The organism is Dyella sp. 2RAB6, from assembly GCF_052115385.1.
Lineage (GTDB): Bacteria > Pseudomonadota > Gammaproteobacteria > Xanthomonadales > Rhodanobacteraceae > Dyella_D.
On sequence record NZ_JBFRGP010000004.1, the window covers coordinates 416,432 to 435,411 of the forward strand.

At 67.9% G+C, this 18,980-nt stretch carries 14 protein-coding genes and 1 pseudogene; 9 read left to right on the top strand and 6 right to left on the bottom strand.

Features of this window, described 5'->3' with window-relative positions; translation table 11 throughout:
- Positions 1-46 precede the first annotated feature (46 nt).
- The 5 genes from AB4083_RS09755 to uvrA form a co-directional block, all read right to left on the bottom strand.
- A complete protein-coding gene (locus tag AB4083_RS09755; RefSeq protein ID WP_441607592.1) occupies positions 47-799 on the bottom strand; it encodes an enoyl-CoA hydratase/isomerase family protein in 753 nt (250 codons plus the stop codon).
- Between the two features lie 79 nt (positions 800-878).
- Positions 879-2,345: a DUF4139 domain-containing protein gene (locus AB4083_RS09760; protein ID WP_441607593.1), complete on the bottom strand. Its 1,467-nt coding sequence runs from the start codon at positions 2,343-2,345 to the stop codon at positions 879-881.
- A gap of 113 nt (positions 2,346-2,458) precedes the next feature.
- Positions 2,459-3,472: an asparaginase gene (locus tag AB4083_RS09765; protein WP_441607594.1), complete on the bottom strand. Its 1,014-nt coding sequence runs from the start codon at positions 3,470-3,472 to the stop codon at positions 2,459-2,461.
- Positions 3,473-3,688: 216 nt separating this feature from the next.
- A complete protein-coding gene (locus tag AB4083_RS09770; RefSeq protein WP_441607595.1) occupies positions 3,689-4,138 on the bottom strand; it encodes an acyl-CoA thioesterase in 450 nt (149 codons plus the stop codon).
- A complete protein-coding gene (gene uvrA, locus AB4083_RS09775) occupies positions 4,135-7,134 on the bottom strand; it encodes an excinuclease ABC subunit UvrA (RefSeq protein WP_441607596.1) in 3,000 nt (999 codons plus the stop codon). The genes AB4083_RS09770 and uvrA overlap by 4 nt, the downstream gene beginning before the upstream one ends.
- Positions 7,135-7,328: 194 nt before the next feature.
- Here uvrA and AB4083_RS09780 point away from each other — a divergent pair, with 194 nt between their 5' ends.
- From AB4083_RS09780 to AB4083_RS09815, 8 genes and pseudogenes are all read left to right on the top strand, one after another.
- Complete coding sequence (locus AB4083_RS09780) at positions 7,329-8,075, top strand: DUF2059 domain-containing protein (protein ID WP_441607597.1); 747 nt, start codon at positions 7,329-7,331, stop codon at positions 8,073-8,075.
- Between the two features lie 242 nt (positions 8,076-8,317).
- The gene (locus AB4083_RS09785; protein ID WP_441607598.1) at positions 8,318-8,842 is read left to right on the top strand and encodes a hypothetical protein; all 525 of its coding nucleotides are present in this window, start codon (positions 8,318-8,320) and stop codon (positions 8,840-8,842) included.
- Between the two features lie 106 nt (positions 8,843-8,948).
- Positions 8,949-9,263 (top strand): 50S ribosomal protein L21, encoded by a 315-nt coding sequence (gene rplU, locus AB4083_RS09790; protein WP_441607599.1) that lies wholly within the window; start codon positions 8,949-8,951, stop codon positions 9,261-9,263.
- 24 nt (positions 9,264-9,287) lie between these two features.
- Positions 9,288-9,545 (top strand): 50S ribosomal protein L27, encoded by a 258-nt coding sequence (gene rpmA, locus AB4083_RS09795; protein ID WP_026636285.1) that lies wholly within the window; start codon positions 9,288-9,290, stop codon positions 9,543-9,545.
- A gap of 161 nt (positions 9,546-9,706) precedes the next feature.
- Entirely contained in the window at positions 9,707-10,786 is a 1,080-nt protein-coding gene (gene cgtA / locus AB4083_RS09800) for an Obg family GTPase CgtA (protein ID WP_441607600.1), read from the top strand.
- Positions 10,787-10,835: 49 nt separating this feature from the next.
- Entirely contained in the window at positions 10,836-12,305 is a 1,470-nt protein-coding gene (locus AB4083_RS09805; protein ID WP_441607601.1) for a DUF3375 domain-containing protein, read from the top strand.
- A complete protein-coding gene (locus AB4083_RS09810; RefSeq protein WP_441607602.1) occupies positions 12,292-12,972 on the top strand; it encodes a DUF4194 domain-containing protein in 681 nt (226 codons plus the stop codon). Before AB4083_RS09805 ends, AB4083_RS09810 begins: the two co-directional genes overlap by 14 nt.
- Positions 12,962-16,540: pseudogene (locus AB4083_RS09815) on the top strand (ATP-binding protein); the annotation flags it as partial. The gene AB4083_RS09810 and the pseudogene AB4083_RS09815, both read left to right, overlap by 11 nt.
- A 282-nt stretch (positions 16,541-16,822) precedes the next feature.
- Here AB4083_RS09815 and rpsT read toward each other — a convergent pair.
- Positions 16,823-17,086: a 30S ribosomal protein S20 gene (gene rpsT / locus AB4083_RS09820; protein WP_441607603.1), complete on the bottom strand. Its 264-nt coding sequence runs from the start codon at positions 17,084-17,086 to the stop codon at positions 16,823-16,825.
- A 274-nt stretch (positions 17,087-17,360) separates the two neighbouring features.
- Between rpsT and murJ the strand changes: the two genes are divergently transcribed.
- Positions 17,361-18,968 (top strand): murein biosynthesis integral membrane protein MurJ, encoded by a 1,608-nt coding sequence (murJ, locus tag AB4083_RS09825; protein ID WP_441607604.1) that lies wholly within the window; start codon positions 17,361-17,363, stop codon positions 18,966-18,968.
- Positions 18,969-18,980 lie beyond the last annotated feature (12 nt).

Here is an 18,980-nt window from a genome sequence, read left to right on the forward strand (position 1 = left end):
GCATCGTTGGGGTTCGCTGCGCTCACCCCAACCTACGCCGTGGCGATTATTTCTTTTTCAGGCGCGCCACCAGCTGCTGCAGCACCGCCTGCGTCTCCTCGCCGAAGAACGCGTCGACGAACACATCGATCGGCAGCTGTTCCGGATCCGCCCACACTTCGGTCAGATCCGCGCGCGCCAGTTGGCGCGTGGCCAGCATCGCGCCCGGCGGCAGCGCCAGCAGTTCGTTGAGCCAGTGCAGGGCGCGCGTGGTGACCTGGTCTACGCCGGTCAGCTCGTCGACGAAGCCGAAGGACAGCGCCTGCTGCGCATCGATCATCGCGCCGGCCACCAGCAGCCGCTCGGCGCGATAGGTGCCGACCACGCGGCGCAGCGCGAGCTGGATGCAGTCCGGCACGACCAGACCGACCTGCACTTCGTTCAAGCCGATGCGGTACGGGCCTTCGGCCATCACCCGGTAATCGCAGAACAGCGACAGCACCGCGCCGCCCGCCGGCGCGTGGCCGGTGATCGCGGCCACCACCGGCACCGGCGCCATGGCGATGGCGGAGCAGGTGGCGAAGAAGCTGCTCCAGAAGCGGCGTACGCCGTCGCGGTCCTGGCTGAGCAGGGCGGGTACGTCCACGCCGGCGGAGAACATGCCGGTGGTGCCGGACAGCACGATGCCGGCCGCGCCGTCCTGCAGGGCAGTGGCGATCGCGGCCTGGATCGCGTGCAGCAGTTCGATATTCAGCGCATTGACCGGCGGCCGCGCGAGATTGATCTCGACAATGGCGTCGTGCTTGACGAGGTTGAGCATGGCGGCGTCCCCGGACAAAGAAGTAAGGCCCGCGAGCGTAGCAAACTCGCGGGCCTTGTCGCCGCTTTAAACGCTGGCCTTACTGCTGCGGCTGGTCGGTCTCGGCCCAGCGGTAGCGCACCGCGTAGTCCAGCGTGGCCTTGCCGCCGGCCGGCACTTCGATGCGGAATTCCAGCAGGTCGGGCTTCTGTTCCGAAGGTTTGGAACTGGACGACTGCAAGGTCCATTCGCGCCAGCGGCTCGGGTGTTCGCGCACTGTCACCGTGCGTGCCGTATCGCCGGCGTTGGTGAGGGTGATGCGGAAGGCCTCGTCCATCGAGCGGCCGGCTTTGTCCAGCTTGAATTGCGTGCGTTCGCGCTCGGCGCGCAGGTCGAACGCATTGCCCAGGGTGATGGTGGCGTCGCTGCCCTTGGGCGTGTCTTCGATGCGGCCCTCGCCGATGAACTGCGGCGTGCCGTTGCGATCGGCGGTCATCACGCGCAGGTTGCCGGCGGGCAGGCTGTCGAACGCGCGCAGCTTCAGCGTGCTGGTCACGGTATTGCTGCCGCCGGTGTTGAAGTCGCGGTTGGTCGCCGGCTGCGGCGGCGTCCAGTGGCCGCCGGTTTCGTACAGCAGGGTGCGTTCGCAATCGAGCTGGCGCGTTTCATACAGCGGCACCTGGCTGACGCTGCCGTCGGGCAGGTTCACTGCGCCGGGCAGGGTGTAGCTGCGGTAGTCGGCGACCGAACCCTGCTGCGGCATGTCCGCCATCTGCGCCTTGCCGCGGAACGACATGGCCATCGGCGCGGCGGCCGGCATCGGGCCGGGCGTGCGGGTGATCTGCGGCTCGCCGGCGATCAGGGTCAGGTGCACTTCGTTCCAGTCGCGGCCGCTGCGGTTGGCGATGCTGGCGCGCGATTCGAAGCGCAGCTTGCAGCCGGCGCCCGGCAACAGCGTGCCGATGTACGCCGCGCGCCAGCCCAGGCCGGCGGTGGGGTAGCTCAGCGTGGCGCGTGCATTGCCTGCCTTGGCGGCGTCCACCCGCAGCTCCAGGCTGGAGCCGGTGTTGAAGTGGCCGCTGGCGCGCACGGCGGCGTAGTCGCGGATCAGGCTGGTGCGGCCGCTGCCGTCGCTGACCAGCAGGCCGTTGCCGGCGCGCAGCAGGGTGCCGCTGGCCAGCGGCTGGCCGCTGCTGCCGAGTACTTCCACCGGCTGGCCGACCAGGCTGCCCAGCGCGGCGTCGCGGCCCTGCGCCAGCTGCAGGCGCTGCGACAGCACCTTGGCGGCGTCGCCTTCGACGTCGAGCGAGAGCGCTTCGGTATCCAGGAAGGCCGGCAGGCCGCCGAGGCTGATGTCCTGCACGCCCTGTTTCAGGTCCAGGCGACGCGGTTCGCGTGCCATGGCGTAGCCGGCGTCCACGTTGCTGCCGTCGCCGCCGGTGAACAGCGAGGCGTCGTCGCTGCGGTACAGGGTCAGTTCGGTGCGTTCGGGCGTGGCCGCGGCGGCGGTGCCGGCCAGGGTGGTGGCGCAGGCCAGGGCGAGAGTGGTGAAGGGGAACTTGCTCACGTGCGAACTCCTTTCGTTGGGCCCCGCCGATCTTACGCAGCGCGCATGAAGATGCGGCATCCGCCGTCGCCGGCGGGTTAACCCCGGAGCGAACGTGCTGCGTTCAAGCCAGCTCAGTGCGTGGCGAAATAGTCGCGCAGCGCGGCCAGCTCGCGCGTCTGCGTCAGGCTCAGCGCGAGCAGGATGCGCGCCTTCTGCGGGCTGAAATCCTCGCCGGCGATCCAGCCCGCCTCGCGCAGATAACGCCGCTGCGCCACGCTGCCCAGCGGCGAGCGGGTGCACTGCACCACGGCGATGCCGCGGGCGATGGCCGCTTCCAGCGCCACGCGTTCGGCCTGGGTGACCAGGCCCGGGGCCAGGCCGGCGGAGACGATGCCCTGCGCGCCCTTGGCCAGCGCAGCTTCGATCATGGTGTCGTCGGCGCCGACGTAGGAATAGGCAATGTCCACGCGCGGCGGCCGCGCATCGTCCGGCAAGGCAGCGAACGCCGCGTCCGGCGCGTGGCGGCCTTCGGGGCGGCGGCGATAGCGGATGCGGTCGGGATCGACGCTGCCGAGCACGCCGTGGTCCATCGAGCGAAACGTATCCAGCCGCAAGGTGGATACCTTGATCACGTCGCGCGCCGGATAGATGCCATCGTTGAACACCACCAGCACGCCGCGCCCGCACGCCTCGGCATCGCCCGCCACGCGGATCGCGCCGAGCAGGTTCGCCGGCGCATCCGAACTCACCGCGCTGAGCGGCCGCTGTGAACCGGTCAGCACCACGGTCTGCGGGATATCCAGCGTGAGGTTGAGGAAGAACGCAGTCTCTTCCAGCGTGGCCGTGCCATGCAGGATCACGAAACCTGCGAGTTCCGGCTGCTCGCGCGACAAGCGCCGCAGGGTGGCGCGCAGCTCGAACCAGTCGGTCATGGTGAGGTTGTTGCTGCCCACCGAGCGGAACGGCACCGGCACGGCCTCGGCGACGCCAGCGATTTCCGGCACGCGCGCCAGGATCTGCGCGACGTCCAGCTTGCTGCCGTGCTCCGGGTAGTCCATCAGGTCGGTGCTGGAGGTGCCCAGCGAGGCGATGGTGCCGCCGCAGCCGATGATGGCGACGCGGGGGAGGGCGGTGGGCGTGGGCATGCGGGGCGGATTCCGTGGATGCAATCCGATCAGTGTCGCAAAGCCCCTCTCCCATTGGGAGAGGGGTTGGGGTGAGGGTACGGGCGGAGTGGAGTGCACCACTCCGCCCGTACCCTCATCCGGCTGCCGCCACCTTCCTCGCTCCTCACAGCCGGGCACATCCCTGTGCCCTCCCCGCGTGCTCCCGGAGGGAGAAGGATTCCAAATTGTTGTGCTTCAGGCCTGCTCAGCCGCGTCGCGGATCGCCTGCGGCAGCGGTACCGGCTTGCCGGTGTGCGGGTTCATCCAGACCATCACCACATGCCCGTCGCTGTACAGCTTCTCGGGCTGTTCGGCATCGACGATGCGATGGCCGATCGTCATCGAACTATTGCCCAGGCGCAGGCAGAACAGCTCGACATTCAACTGCGCCGGCCATTCGATCGGAAAGCGATAGTTGATCTCGCTCGCCGCCAGCACCGGCATCGACTGCTCGTCGAACCACGGCCCGGGCACGTGCTTGAGCCACTGCAGCCGCGCCTCCTCCAGATAGGTGAGGTAGTTGGAGTTGTTGACGTGGTTGAAGGCGTCGAGATCGCGCCAGCGCACGCCGAGCGAGGCGGTGAACAGCGGGTGCAGCTCCGCCGCGGCTGCGGCGGAGGGTGAATCGGTGGTGCTGGAACTCATGCGATCTTTTTCCGTGCGGTCTTGCTGCTGCCGCTGTTTTTCTGCGCGCTGCTCTTTTGTGTACTGGCCTTCGACGGACTGCTCTTCGGCGTCTCGTTCTTCGGCGCCTTCGCCGGCACCAGGCCCAGATGCGGCGCGAGGAAGCGGCCGGTGTGCGAAGCGGCGGTCTCGGCCACCGTCTCCGGCGTACCGGCGACCAGGATGCGGCCGCCGCCGGCGCCGCCTTCGGGGCCGAGGTCGACGATCCAGTCGGCGGTCTTGATCACGTCGAGGTTGTGCTCGATCACCACCACCGTATTGCCCTGGTCGACCAGCTGGTGCAGCACGTCGAGCAACTGCTCGATATCGTGGAAATGCAGGCCGGTGGTCGGTTCGTCCAGGATGTACAAGGTGCGGCCGGTATCGCGCTTGGACAGCTCCTTGGACAGCTTCACGCGCTGCGCTTCGCCGCCGGAAAGAGTGGTCGCGCTCTGCCCGAGCTTGATGTAATCCAGCCCGACCGCACGCAGAGTTTCCAGCTTGCGCGCGATGGTCGGCACGTTCTCGAACAGCTTCAGCGCGTCTTCCACGGTCATGCCGAGCACGTCGGCAATGGTGTGGCCCTTGTAGGTGATTTCCAGCGTTTCGCGGTTGTAGCGCTTGCCGTGGCAGACGTCGCAGGGCACGTACACGTCCGGCAGGAAGTGCATCTCCACCTTGATCATGCCGTCGCCTTCGCAGGCCTCGCAGCGGCCGCCGCGCACGTTGAAGCTGAAGCGGCCGGCGGTGTAGCCGCGCGAGCGCGCTTCCGGCACCTGCGCGTACAGCTCGCGCAGCGGAGTGAACAGGCCGGTATAGGTGGCCGGGTTCGAACGCGGCGTGCGGCCGATCGGCGACTGGTCGATGTCGACCACCTTGTCGAACAGCTCCAGGCCCTCGACCGACTTGTGCGCGGCCGGCTGCTCGCTGGCGCCGTTGAGTTCGGCGGCGGCGAGGCGGAACAGCGTGTCGTTGATCAGGGTCGACTTGCCCGAGCCGGAGACCCCGGTGACGCAAGTGAACAGGCCGGCCGGAATGGCCAGGTCCACGTTCTTGAGGTTGTTGCCGTTGGCGCCGCGCAGATGCAGCCAGGACTCCTGGTCCTGCTGCTCGCGCCGCTCCTTCGGCACCTCGATCGCGCGCCGGCCGGACAGGTATTGGCCGGTGACCGAACGCTTGGAAGCGAGGATGTCCTTCAGCGTGCCCTGCGCCACGATCTCGCCGCCGTGCACGCCGGCACCGGGGCCGATGTCCAGCACGTGGTCGGCCATGCGGATGGCGTCCTCGTCGTGCTCGACCACGATCACGGTATTGCCGAGGTCGCGCAGGCGGGTGAGGGTGCCGAGCAGGCGTTCGTTGTCGCGCTGGTGCAGGCCGATCGACGGCTCGTCCAGCACGTACATCACGCCGACCAGGCCGGCGCCGATCTGCGAGGCCAGGCGGATGCGCTGGGCTTCGCCGCCGGACAGCGAATCGGCCTGGCGGTCCAGGGTGAGGTAGTTCAGGCCCACGTCGTTGAGGAAGCTCAGGCGCTCGCGGATTTCCTTGACGATCTTCACCGCGATCTCGCCGCGCCAGCCGCTGAGGGTGAGCGTGTCGAAGAAGCCGAGCGCGTCGTCGATCGAGCGCGAGGTGAGCGAGGGCAGCGCGTGGTCGGCGACGAACACGTTGCGCGCCGAGCGGTTCAGGCGCTGGCCCTGGCAATCGGGGCAGGCATGGTCGGCGATGTACTTGGCCAGTTCCTCGCGCACCGCCGGCGACTCGGTTTCCTTATAGCGGCGCTCCAGGTTCGGTAGGATGCCTTCGAAGGAGTGCTCGCGGGTGACCTTGCCGCCGCGCTCAGTGAGGTAGCGGAACTGGATCTTGTCGTTGCCGCTGCCGTACAGCACGGCCTTCTGCACCGTGGCCGGCAGCTTCTGCCACGGCGTGTCGACATCGAAGCGGTAGTGGTTGGCCAGCGAGATGATCAGCTGGAAATAGTGCGCGTTGCGGCGGTCCCAGCCGCGGATCGCGCCGCCGGACAGCGGCAGCTCCGGATGGCCGACCACGCGCGCCGGATCGAACACCTGGGTCACGCCCAGGCCGTCGCAGGTGGGGCAGGCGCCGACCGGCGAGTTGAAGGAGAACAGGCGCGGTTCCAGCTCCGGCAGCGAGTAATCGCAGACCGGGCAGGAATAACGCGAGGAGAGCAACTGCTCCGGCGCCTTCGTGTCAGCCGCTCCTGCGCGTCCTGCGCCCGCGGCACTTGGGCTTCCCTGCCCGGCGTCCATGTTGGCCAGGATCACCAGGCCGTCGCCCAGGCGCAGCGCGGTTTCGAACGATTCGGCCAGGCGCTGCTTGATGTCGTCGCGCGGGCGGAAGCGGTCGATCACCACTTCGATGGTGTGCTTCTGGCGCAGGGTCAGCGGCGGCACGGCGTCCAGCTCGTACACCACGCCGTCGACGCGGGCACGCACGAAGCCTTGCGCACGCATCTGCTCGAACACCTGCACGTGCTCGCCCTTGCGCTCGCGGATCACCGGCGCCAGCAGCATGAAGCGCTTGTCCGCATCCAGCGCCAGGGTGGCGTCGACCATCTGGCTGACCGTCTGCGCCTCCAGCGGAATGCCGTGGTCCGGACAGCGCGGCGTGCCGACGCGGGCGTACAGCAGGCGCAGGTAGTCGTAGACCTCGGTGATGGTGCCCACGGTGGAGCGCGGGTTGTGCGAGGTCGACTTCTGCTCGATCGAGATGGCCGGCGACAGGCCTTCGATGTGGTCGACGTCCGGCTTCTCCATCATCGAGAGGAACTGGCGGGCGTAGGCCGACAGCGATTCGACGTAGCGGCGCTGGCCCTCCGCATAGATGGTGTCGAAGGCGAGCGAGGATTTGCCGGAACCGGACAGGCCGGTGATCACGATCAACTGATCGCGGGGCAGATCCAGATCGATGTTCTTGAGGTTGTGCGTGCGCGCGCCGCGGATGCGGATGGTGTCCATTGAACGCCGGGGAGAGGTGAGGAGGAGGGGAAAAACTGTACTATACCAAACTCGTCAGGTCAGTTATTACCCCTGGCCAGGTTCGTGCGTGGTTGCGGTAGACCCCTGAAAGTGGGGTGGCATCAAAGTGTTAACAAGTGGATTGGCTTAATAGCTGTTTTGGCCGCAAGGCCGATACAGCGAGACCAGTACACATGCGCAAGTGGAAAGGATGGGGGCTCTCCCTGGCGCTGGTGGCATCGATGGGCACGGCCTCGGCCGCGACTCAACCCAGCGAAGAGCAGGTGCGCCAGCTGATGGACGTGGTGGGGGTGGGCAAGATGCTCAGCCAGATGAACAGCCAGGCCATGACGGTGATGCAGCAGTCGCTGCCGTGCATCCCGTCCAGCTACTGGCAGGGCTATATGGATAGCAACGGCACGCAGCAGTTCATCGGGCGGCTGGTGCCGATCTACCAGCGCCATTTCAGCGCCGACGAAATCGACGGGATGCTGAAGTTCTACCGCTCGCCCCTCGGCCAGAAGGTGATCACCGAGATGCCGACCACCATGGGCGAGGCCAACCAGGCCGGCCTGCAGTGGAGCAAGGAGCGCAGCGACCAGATGATCGCCGAGCTCAAGCAGAAAGGCAGCCTGGATGCCGGCGGGCGCTGCCCGGCCGAGCATGCTGCGGCGGGCGGCGGCGTAGCCGCAGGTGCCGCGGCAGCGAACCTGGCGGGTGCCAACGCTGCGGATGACGACGACGAGGCCGCAGCGGTTCCCGCCAAGAAGGCGGCGCCGGCGGGCAAGGCGAAGTCGAAGGCGGCCACCAAGTCGAAGTCGACCAAGAAGGCCCCGGCTAAGAAGGCGCCCGCGAAGACCACGACCAAGGCGCCGGCCAAACCCGCCACCACGCCGGCCAAGCCGGCGACCGACGCGAAGACGACCACGCCCGCTCAATAAGCGGCGCGTCCGCCGGGGACGAAAAAGCGCCCCCGGCGGGCAAGCGCGGGATCGTATGACGATGCCGCGCCGCTGTTTCATTCCCTTCCAAAGCCTGTTCAGCTTTCGAAAGACCTTGCTGAATGAGCGTCGACCGCGGCCCCTTCCGGGCGCCCGCGGCCGCTGCACAGCCACGTTTCCCGGCCCTAAGCTGCGCCGCAACAGTTTGCGGTTCACTCATTCGGAGCGAAGGAGACGGGGGCATGGGCAGATGGACGAAGCTGGGCATGGTGCTGGTGGCGTCGCTGGGGCTGGCCGGATGCGGCCTGGCGATCAACGTGAATTACCAGACCGAACCCGGCGGCGCGACGATCGAATCCGGTGGCGAGTATCTGGGCCGCACCGCCGCCACACGGACGTATTTCATCAGCCAGAAGGCGCTCGAAGGCGGCGTGCACTGCGTGCTGACCGACACCGCCAGGGCGAAATGGATCAGCGGCGCCGAGGTGATGCAGTCCGAGCAGATCTGCGCACCCCAGGGCAGCCAGGGCGCCTACGAGGTCACCCGGGTGCTGCGCCGTCCGGCGGACGCCCCGAACCTGGCGCTGGACCTCAATTACGCCAATGACATGGCCCAGCAACAGCTGGCCCAGCGGCAGGTCGCCGTCCAAGAAGCGGCCGCCAGCGCGCAGGCCACCGCGGCCTACGCCGAGCTGGAGGAGGCCAGGGCCCGGCGCGAGGAGGCCAGGGCCGAACGGGAGCGCCTCAGGCAGAACAAGGGGAATTGAGTCCAGGCGGACCCTATCGGTTTGATCCCAGGGATTTTTTTGGTTATGATCGCCGGCTCGCGCAAGCGAGAACACCCAAGAGAATAACGACAGAAGGGATAATCCCATGAGTTATGCAGTCATCAAGACCGGCGGCAAGCAGTACCGCGTCCAGCAGGGCGATGTCCTGCGCGTGGAGCTGCTGAACGCCGAAGAAGGCGCCAGCGTGAAGTTCGACGAAGTGCTGCTGGTCGGTTCGGGCGAGACCGTCACCGTCGGCGCGCCGACCGTGACCGGCGCCACTGTCTCCGCCACCGTGCGCAAGCATGGCCGCGCCGACAAGATCCGCATCATCAAGTTCCGCCGCCGCAAGCACCACAAGAAGCAGCAGGGACATCGTCAGCATTTCACCGAAGTCGAGATCACGGGCATCAACGCCTGATCCGCCAATCTGGAGTAATCAGTCATGGCACATAAGAAAGGCGTAGGTTCGTCGCGCAACGGTCGCGATTCGAACCCCAAGTATCTCGGCGTGAAGATCTACGGTGGCCAGGCCATCGAGGCCGGCAACATCATCGTGCGTCAGCGCGGCACCAAGTTCCATCCCGGTACCGGCGTGGGCCTCGGCCGCGACCACACCTTGTTCGCGCTGGTCGACGGCACGGTCGAGTTCAAGACCCGTGGCGAGAAGAACCGCAAGTATGTGAACGTCGTCCAGGGCTAAGCCCGGGCCGATGTAGCGCAAGGGCCCCGCTTCGGCGGGGCTTTTGTTTTTAAGACGAGGACGGAAATCGGAATGCGCCAAGAGCGCGCGGCCGGGTTCCCTATATGATGCGCAGTGGCGCGTGCGTTCCTCGTCTCCCTTCCTGTTCGCGATCCCTTCCCATGAAATTTGTCGACGAAGCCATCATCAAGGTCCTGGCCGGTGACGGCGGCAACGGATGCATCAGCTTCCGTCGCGAAAAATTCATTCCCTTCGGCGGTCCCGACGGCGGCGACGGCGGCAGCGGCGGCTCGGTGTGGCTGGTGGCCGACGAAGGCCTCAACACCCTGGTCGACTTCCGCCACCAGCGCGCGTTCAAGGCGCAGCGCGGCGAGAACGGCATGGGCAGCGACATGTACGGCAAGGGTGGCGACGACACCGAGGTCCGCGTGCCGATCGGCACCGTGGTCACCAATGTCGACACCGACGAAATCATCGGCGACCTCACCGCCCACGGCCAGCGCCTGCTGGTGGCGCAGGGTGGCAAGGGCGGTCTGGGCAATATCCATTTCAAGAGCTCGGTGAACCGCGCGCCGCGCAAGTCCACCCCCGGCACGCCGGGCGAGGTGCGCGAGCTGAAGCTGGAGCTGAAGCTGCTGGCCGATGTCGGCCTGCTGGGCTTCCCCAACGCCGGCAAGTCCACCTTCATCCGCGCCGTGTCGGCCGCCACGCCGCGCGTGGCGGACTACCCGTTCACCACCCTGCATCCGGGCCTGGGCGTGGTCAGCCTGGGGCCGGACCAGAGCTTCGTGATCGCCGACATCCCCGGCCTGATCGAGGGCGCCGCCGAAGGCGTGGGCTTAGGGATCCAGTTCCTGCGCCACGTCGCGCGCACGCGCCTGTTGCTGCATCTGGTAGACATCGCGCCGATCGACGGCGCCGACGTGGTCGAGCAGGTGCATGCGATCGAGCACGAGCTGCAGAAGTTCGACCCCGAGCTGCTCGACCGCCCGCGCTGGCTGGTGCTGAACAAGGCCGACATGCTGCCGGAGGACGAGCGCCAGGCGGTGGCCGAGGACATCGTGCAGCGCCTGGGCTGGAGCCAGCCCTGGTTCCTGGTCTCGGCGATCGCGCGCGACAACACCCTGGCGGTGTGCCAGCAGATCCAGCGCTTCTTCGAGGCGCAGCGCGAGGCGAACTCGGGCCGCAGCGACATGCTGCCGGGCGACGTGCGCCTGCGCGGGGAAGCACCGCGCGACTGAGCGCGGCGCGCCACGCCGTGTTCCGCGCCGCCAGGAGCCACCTCCACGCATGAAGCTGCAAGCCCGCATCGCCGGTTACCGCCGGCTGCGCGAACTAGCCCTGTGGCGGCTGCTGGCCGCCGACCACGCGCCTGAACTGATCGGCCTGCTGCAGTCCCTGCTGCAGGACGGCGAGCGCCGGCTGCCCGCCTCGGCGCTGCACGAGCGCCTGCAGGATCACCTGGACACCATCAACGCCTCCGAGCTGCCCACCGAGCTGCCGCGCACCGCGCAGGCCTATGTGGCGCACTGGCTGGCGCAGGGTTATCTCGAACGCCGCCTGCCGGAAGGTTCGAGCGAAGAGGAATACGAGCTGTCGGCCCAGGCCGCGCAGGCCGTGCGCTTTATCGCGGCGCTGCACTCGCCGCGCCAGGCCGCCACCGAAAGCCGCCTCTCGCTGGTGATCCAGCAGCTGGTGCAGTTGGCGGAACAGACCGAGACCGATCCCGCCGCGCGCCTGGACAGCCTGCTGGCCGAACGCGCGCGCCTGGATGCGGAGATCGAACGGGTAAGGAGCGGCAAGCTCGACACCGTCGGCGGCCAGCGCGCGCTGGAGCGCACGCGCGAAGTGATCCAGCTCGCCGATGAGCTGGCCGAGGATTTCCGCCGCGTGCGCGAGGATTTCGAACGCCTCAACCGCGAGTTCCGCGAACGCATCATCGACGACGAAGGCCAGCGCGGCGACCTGCTCGACAAGCTGTTCGAAGGCGTCGACGTGATCGCCGGCAGCGAGGCGGGCCGCAGCTTCGGCGCGTTCTGGAAACTGCTCAACGACGTCGAGCAGAGCAACCAGCTCGACGCGGCGATGGAAACCGTGCTCGCGCGCGGCTTCGCCCGCCGTCTGCAGCGCGAGGAACGCCAGCTGCTGCGCAGTTTCACCCGCGTGATGCTGGAACGCGGCGGCCAGGTGCACGACGTGATGCAGCACTTCGCGCGCAGCCTGCGCGGCTTCGTGCAGAGCCGCGGCTATCTGGAACAGCGCCGCCTGAATCAACTGCTCAAGCAGGCGCAGGCCGAAGCGCTGCAGTTGCGCGACGACATCGGTGCGCACCAGCGCCTGCCGCTGGAACTGCCGCTGACCGGCGCGCGCCTGCGTTCGCAGTCGCAATGGCGCCTGCACGATCCGCGGCACACACGGATCGACGGGCGCATCGATCTGTCCGGTGCGGCTGCGATTTCGCTGGACAGCGTCGGCGCGCTGGTGGCGCAGTCGGAAATCAATTACCGCGGCCTGCGCCGCGATCTGCACGAACTGCTGCAGCACAAACCTCAGTTGTCGATCGGCGAGGTGCTCGCCGCGCGCCCGGCCGAACAGGGCCTGGGCAGCATCATCGGCTACCTGTCGCTGGCCACGCGCCACGGTGTGGTGGCCGAGGGCGAGCTGGAAGAAGTGTCGTGGCAGGGTGGCGACGGACAGTGGCGTCGCGCGCGCGTGCCGCTGGTGTGGTTCCTGGGAGAGAAACGCCATGAATTTGCATGAAGCCGACGAGCTGGCCGTAATGGTGCCGCCTGTCGTGGACGCGACCGCCAAGGGCGCGCTGTTCGAAGGCGACACCGGCGTCTTGCCGCTGGAGGTGCGCCGCGTGCTGTGCCAGCTGCTGGCCGGACCGAGCATCGACGCCGGCCGCCACGCCACGCTGTGGCCGGTGCTGCTGCGCTACGAAGCCAGCCTGCATTCGCAGCTGTGCGAGCTGTTCCTGCAGCTGGTGATCGACCGCGAAGCCGGCGTCGCCTTCGTGCGCCAGGCCGACACCGGCGAGCTGGACACGCCGGTGCTGCTGCGCTCGCTGCCGCTGACCTTCATCGACACGGTGCTGCTGCTGCACCTGCGCCAGCAACTGCTGGAAGGCGAGGCGCAGGGGCGCCGCGCGGTGGTGGAAGAGGGCGCCTTGATCGATGCGCTGTCGGTCTACGAAAAAAATGTCTCCACCGACCGCGCCGGCTTCGCCAAGCGCGTCGCCGCGGCGATCGGCAAGCTGCGCGAGAGCCACGTGCTGGAACGCCTGCGCGGCAGCGAGGACCGCTACGAAGTCTCGCCGACCTTGAAGCTGCTGTTCTGTGCTGAGGACGTGCAGGCGCTGACCCAGGTCTATCGCGAGCTGCGCGGCGCGGACACGCTGCTGCAGGAGGGTGCGGATGAGCAGTAAGGGCAAGGCGCCGGCGAAGAGCGCAGCGAGCAGCAAGCAAGCGGTGAAGACACCGAAGGCGAAGGCCAAGGGCGCCGGCAAGGCGCCGGTCGCCAAGGCGACACTAGTCAAGGCGAAAGCCGCCAAGGCGGCCGTTCCGGTCGAGCCAGCAACGCTTCCCGCATCTGCGGCGGCGACAAGCGTCGAAGCCCCCGCCGCGCGTCCTTCGAAAGCCAAGGCCGTCCGTCCCGCCGCGCCTTCGCTGTTCCTGTCCGACCTGCCGGACCCGCGCGACGAACAATTCCGCATGCGCCGCCTGCAGGTCTTCAACTGGGGCACCTTCAGCGGCCTGGTCGATATCCCGATCGCCGAGAAGGGCTTTCTGTTCGTCGGCCGCTCCGGCTCGGGCAAGTCCACCCTGCTCGACGCGATGTCCGCGTTGCTGGTGCCGCCGAGCCTGGTCGACTTCAACGCTGCCGCGCGCGAAGCGGACCGCAGCGGGCGCGACCGCAGCCTCGCCTCGTACGTGCGCGGCGCCTGGGCCGATCAGCACGACAGCGATTCCGGCGAGATCGCCACCCAGTACCTGCGCAAGGGCACGACCTGGTCCGCGCTGGCGCTGGAGTACCGCAATGCGCTGGGCGAGTCGGTCTCGCTGATCCGCCTGTTCTGGATCGCCGGCAACGGCTCGGCGGCGGCCGACGTGCGCAAGCACTACATGGTCACCGAGCGCGGCTTCGACGTTGCCAGGGACATGGACGGTTTCGACCTGGACCTGCGCCGCCTCAAGGCCAGGCTGGGCGACGAGGTGCATCACTTCGACGCCTTCGCCGGCTATGCGGAGCGCTTCCGCCGCCTGCTCGGCATCCACAACGACATGGCGCTGAAGCTGCTGCACAAGACGCAGTCGGCCAAAAACCTGGGCGACCTCAATCATTTCCTGCGCGGCTTCATGCTGGAGGAACCGCAAACCTTCACCGCGGCGGACCGCCTGGTGGCGGATTTCGCCGAACTCGATGCGGCACACAAGGCGGTGGTGATCGCGCGCGAGCAGGTGCAGACCCTGGCGCCGGCGCGCCAGTCCCACGACGAGCTGCAGGCGCTGCGCCGCCAGACCAGTGCGCTGCGCGAGCAGCAGCAAGGTGTGGACCTGTTCCGCGAGCAGCGCCGCCTGCGGCTGCTGGACGACCGCCGCGCCGAGCTCGAGGTGCTGGCACAGGGCCTGGAGGGCGAGCAGGCGCAGCGCAAGCAGGGGCTGGAGAACCACGACCGGCGCCTGGCCGATATGCAGCGCCAGCGCCGCGAGCAGGGTGGCGACGCGGTCGATCAGCTCGAACGCGAACGCGGCCAGGTGCAGCGCGAACGCGACGAGCGCCTGCGCCGCCGCGACAAGCTGGACAGTGCCTGCCGCGAGCTGGGCTGGACCCTGCCGGGCACCGCGCGGGCGCTGGCCGAGCTGGCCGGGCAGGCGCGCGAGCTGGTCAGTGGCGTGCACAGCCAGGGCGGCGCGCTGGAAGAACAGATGGACGCGATCAAGCGCGACAGCGGCCAGGCCGCGCAGCGCTTCGCCACCGTGCGCGCGGAAATCGATGCGCTGCAGAAGCATCCGTCCAATATTCCGGCGCCGGTCCAGGCCATGCGCGCGCGGCTGTGCCAGGAGCTGGGCTGGTCCGACAACGCCGTGCCGTTCGTCGGCGAGCTGCTGCAGGTAAAAGACGAATTCGCCCCCTGGCGCGGCGCGGTCGAACGCGTGCTGCACGGCTTCGCGCTGTCGCTGCTGGTCGACGAGTCGCAGTACGCGGCGGTGGCGGCGTGGATCAACAAGACCCACCTGGGCGGCAAGCTGGTGTACTACCGTGTCGGCCGCGTGGAAGCCTTCGGCCAGCGCAAGCCGGATGGGCGTTCGCTGGTGCATCGGCTGGAATTGCGCGACCACGCGCATCGCCCCTGGCTGCAGGCCGAGCTGGCGCGGCGCTTCGACTATGCCTGCGTGGACAACGCCGCGGCGCTGCGCCAGGCCGATCGCGCGATCACCCGCGAAGGCCAGGTCAAGCATCCGGGTGACCGCTACGAGAAGGACGACCGCCGCGCCGTCGATGACCGCCGCCATTGGGTGCTGGGCTTCGACAATCGCGACAAGCTGGTGCTGTTCGAGCAGGAAGGCCGGGAGCTGGCGCAGTCCCTCGTGCGTACCGGCGACGCGCTGGCCGCACTGAAGGCGCAGCGCGAGCGCGAGGGCGACCGCCGCGTCGCCGCCGCCGCGTTCACCGGCATCGAATGGGAAGAGATCGATATCGCGCCCAAGCTGCAGCGCCTGGGCGATATCGAGGACCAGCTGCGGCAATTGAACGAAGGCGACGAAGGACTCAACGAACTCGGCCGCCGCCTGGATGCCGAGCGCGCGGCGCGCCAGCAAGCCGCCAAGGCCTTCGAGGAAACGGCCGCCGAGCGCATTGCGGTGGAACGCGAGCGCCGCGCTGTGGAAACCCAGCGCGAAGCCTGCGCGATGCGAGCGAGCGTCGCCGCGTTGACCCCGCTGCAACAGGAAGGCTTGCAGTCCCGCCTGCCGCTGCAGCCGCTGCTGTCGCTGGACAATATCGACAGCCAGTTCCGCGCGCTGGAACGCTCGCTGCACGAGGTGCTCGACGAGCAGGCCGAGCGCGATCACCGGCTGGTGCAGGCGGTGGAGGAATGCTTCCGCGCGTTCTGCCGCCGCTGGCCGCAGGACAGCGCGGACTTCACCCCGCGCATGGATTCCGCCGAAGGCTTCCTGGCCCGCCTGCGGCGCCTGGAACTGGATGGCCTGCCCAAGCACGAAGCACGCTTCTTCGAACTGCTGCAGAGCCAGAGCAAGCAGGACCTGCTGGTGCTGCAGAAACATATGACCGAGGCGCGCAAGTCGATCGGCCAGCGCATGGAAGAAGTCAACGAAAGCCTGGAGCGCGTGCCGTTCAACCGCGGCACCTTGCTGCAGATCGAGGTGAGCGACCGCGGCCTGCAGGAAGTGCGCGATTTCCAGGCCCAGCTGCGCGAGGTGCTGATGCAGCACCCGACCGAGGACCGCGAGCGCGCCGAGGCACAGTTCGGCGTGCTGCGCGGCCTGGTGCAACGGCTGGGCGCGCCGGACCCCGAGCTGCGCCGCTGGCGCGAGCAAGTGCTGGACGTGCGCCTGCATGTGGAATTCATCGGCGTGGAAATCGAGGCCGAGACGCGGCGCCAGGTCGAGGTCTACCGCAGCGGCGCGGGCAAGTCCGGCGGCCAGCGCCAGAAGCTGGCCACCACCTGCCTGGCGGCCGCGCTGCGCTACCAGCTCGGCGGCGACGACGGCCATCTTCCGCGCTATGCGCCGGTGGTGCTCGACGAAGCCTTCGACAAGGCCGACAACGAGTTCACCGCCCTGGCGATGAATATCTTCGAGAACTTCGGTTTCCAGATGGTGGTGGCGACACCGCTGAAATCGGTGATGACGCTGGAGCCGTTTATCGGCGGCGCGTGCTTCGTGGACATCAACGGGCGGCACGACTCGGGTGTGCTGCTGATCGAGTACGACGCGGAGGAAAAGCGGCTGGCGTTGCCGGAGCGGGCGCGCGAGGCGGTGGCGTAGGGATGGCGCTTGAAGCCCCTCTCCCGTCGGGAGAGGGGTTGGGGTGAGGGTACGGGCGGAGTGGGGCGCCGCACTCCGGCCGAACCCTCATCCGGCTGCCGCCACCTTCTCCCAAAGGGAGATGGATTTCAGTTTGAAAACTGAGGAAGCGGCAAAACGCGCAAAAACAAAAAGGCCGGCTTCCGCCAGCTCGATTCTTTACAAACAACAAAAAGGCCGGCTTCCGCCGGCCTTTTCGCCAACCCGAATCGCGTAAGTAAAGCTGGCTTACGCCAGTTCGTGGATCTTCGCGTTCAGGCGGCTCTTGTGGCGAGCGGCCTTGTTCTTGTGGATCAGGCCGCGGGCGGCGTAGCGATCCATCACCGGCTGGGCGATAGCGAACGCCTCGACGGCGGCAGCCTTGTCCTTGGCCTCAATGGCCTTGGTGACCTTCTTGAGGGCGGTGCGCACCATGGAACGGGCGCTGACGTTGCGCAGGCGGCGCTGCTCAGACTGGCGCGCGCGCTTCTTCGCGGACTTGATGTTGGCCAAGGTAGAACTCCGGAATCGCTTTAGTGGGTTGGAAAAAGGCGGTGATTATGACGGTAATGAGCCGTTGCGTCAACAGCTTAGCCGCGCCGCGGCCCACATGGACGGGGCTGGCGGGCGGGGCGGTCGGGCATTCCCGTGAACAGAGCCGGGATTTTGCCACACCTGCGCTGTCTTCTGGCCTGTAGCGGCTGTCAAACTATGCGCTTTGCCGGCCTGCCGCCCGGGGCGCGGGGCCGGGCATCCATCCCATGACAAGAAAGGTACCGGCGCGCGCATGAAGTCACCGAGCATGTTCCGAGGGCTGCTGTCGTTCAGCAGCATGACCATGATTTCGCGCGTGCTCGGGCTGGTCCGGGATATGTCGATCAACGCGGCCTTCGGCGCCAATGCGGCCACCGACGCGTTCTGGGTGGCCTTCCGCATCCCCAACTTCATGCGCAGGCTGTTCGCCGAGGGTTCGTTTTCGACCGCCTTCGTGCCGGTCTTCACCGAGGTGAAGGAGAAACGCAGCCACGAGGAGCTGAAGACGCTGATGTCGCGGGTCTCCGGCACCCTCGGCGGCGTGCTGATGCTGATCACGGCGCTGGGCGTGATCTTCGCGCCGCAGGTCACCATGCTGTTTTCGCCGGGCGCGATCGAGACGCCGGAGAAGTTCGCCCTCACGGTGAACCTGCTGCGCCTGACCTTTCCGTTCCTGCTGTTCGTTTCGCTGACCGCGCTGTCGGGCGGGGCGCTCAACAGCTTCCACCGCTTCGGCCTGCCGGCGCTGACGCCGGTGATCCTCAACCTGTGCATGATCGCCGGCGCGCTGTGGCTGGCGCCGCGGCTGCATACGCCGATCATGGCGATGGGCTGGGCGATCCTGGCGGCGGGCATCCTGCAGCTGCTGTTCCAGCTGCCGGCGCTGCGCCAGCTCAATCTGCTTGCCCTGCCGCGCTGGGGCTGGAGCCATCCGGACGTGCGCCGCATCCTCAAGCTGATGGTGCCGACCCTGTTCGGCTCCTCGGTGGCGCAGATCAACCTGCTGCTGGATACGGTGATCGCCTCGCTGCTGTACATCGGCTCGCAGAGCTGGCTGTCGCAGGCGGACCGCTTCCTCGAATTGCCGCTGGGCGTGTTCGGCGTGGCGCTGGGCACGGTGATCCTGCCGTCGCTGTCGCGCCATCACGTGGCCACCGACAGCGAGGGTTTTTCCAAGGCGCTGGACTGGGGCCTGCGCATCACCCTGCTGATCGCGGTGCCGGCGATGTTCGCGCTGATGCTGCTGGCCGAGCCGCTGGTCGCCACGCTGTTCCAGCATGGCCGCTTCACCCCGTTCGATACGCGCATGGCGATGCTGTCGATTTCCGCGCTGAGCTTCGGCCTGCCGGCGTTCGCCCTGGTCAAGGTGGTGCTGCCGGCCTTCTATGCCCGCCAGGACACCCGTACGCCGGTGCGCGCCGGCGTGGCCTCGCTGATCGCCAATATGGTGTTGAACGTGCTGTTTCTCGCCGTGCTGTTCACGCTGTGGGCGCCGGCCGACGTCAAGCACGGGCCCCTGCTCGAAGGCCTGGCCAAGATCCCCGGCCTGCATATGGCACTGGGCGCCGCCAGCGCAGCAGCGAGCTATATCAATCTGGGACTGCTCTGGCACTGGCTGCGCAAGGCCGGGGTTTATCAGCGGCAGCCGGGCTGGATGCGCCATCTGGGGCGGCTGGCGCTGGCCTGTGCGGTGATGATCGTGGTGCTGCTGGCAGGGCTGTGGCTGTGGCCGGATTGGACCGAGGCGAACAAGTGGACCCGCGTCTGGCATCTGGCTGCGCTGGTCTGCGCGGGTGGTGGCGCCTACCTCGCCACGCTGTTCGCGGCAGGCTTCCGCCTGCGTGAACTGCGCGGCGTTTGATGCGCCGCCGCA

What these genes read in the sequence shown, in the direction of transcription:
- AB4083_RS09785 (WP_441607598.1), top strand. Translation starts at nt 8,318, where the DNA reads ATGGGCAGATGGACGAAGCTGGGCATGGTGCTGGTGGCGTCGCTGGGG.
- AB4083_RS09765 (WP_441607594.1), bottom strand. Translation starts at nt 3,472, where the DNA reads ATGCCCACGCCCACCGCCCTCCCCCGCGTCGCCATCATCGGCTGCGGC.
- AB4083_RS09770 (WP_441607595.1), bottom strand. Translation starts at nt 4,138, where the DNA reads ATGAGTTCCAGCACCACCGATTCACCCTCCGCCGCAGCCGCGGCGGAG.
- murJ (WP_441607604.1), top strand. Translation starts at nt 17,361, where the DNA reads ATGAAGTCACCGAGCATGTTCCGAGGGCTGCTGTCGTTCAGCAGCATG.
- rpmA (WP_026636285.1), top strand. Translation starts at nt 9,288, where the DNA reads ATGGCACATAAGAAAGGCGTAGGTTCGTCGCGCAACGGTCGCGATTCG.
- cgtA (WP_441607600.1), top strand. Translation starts at nt 9,707, where the DNA reads ATGAAATTTGTCGACGAAGCCATCATCAAGGTCCTGGCCGGTGACGGC.
- uvrA (WP_441607596.1), bottom strand. Translation starts at nt 7,134, where the DNA reads ATGGACACCATCCGCATCCGCGGCGCGCGCACGCACAACCTCAAGAAC.
- AB4083_RS09805 (WP_441607601.1), top strand. Translation starts at nt 10,836, where the DNA reads ATGAAGCTGCAAGCCCGCATCGCCGGTTACCGCCGGCTGCGCGAACTA.
- rplU (WP_441607599.1), top strand. Translation starts at nt 8,949, where the DNA reads ATGAGTTATGCAGTCATCAAGACCGGCGGCAAGCAGTACCGCGTCCAG.
- AB4083_RS09810 (WP_441607602.1), top strand. Translation starts at nt 12,292, where the DNA reads ATGAATTTGCATGAAGCCGACGAGCTGGCCGTAATGGTGCCGCCTGTC.
- AB4083_RS09755 (WP_441607592.1), bottom strand. Translation starts at nt 799, where the DNA reads ATGCTCAACCTCGTCAAGCACGACGCCATTGTCGAGATCAATCTCGCG.
- AB4083_RS09780 (WP_441607597.1), top strand. Translation starts at nt 7,329, where the DNA reads ATGCGCAAGTGGAAAGGATGGGGGCTCTCCCTGGCGCTGGTGGCATCG.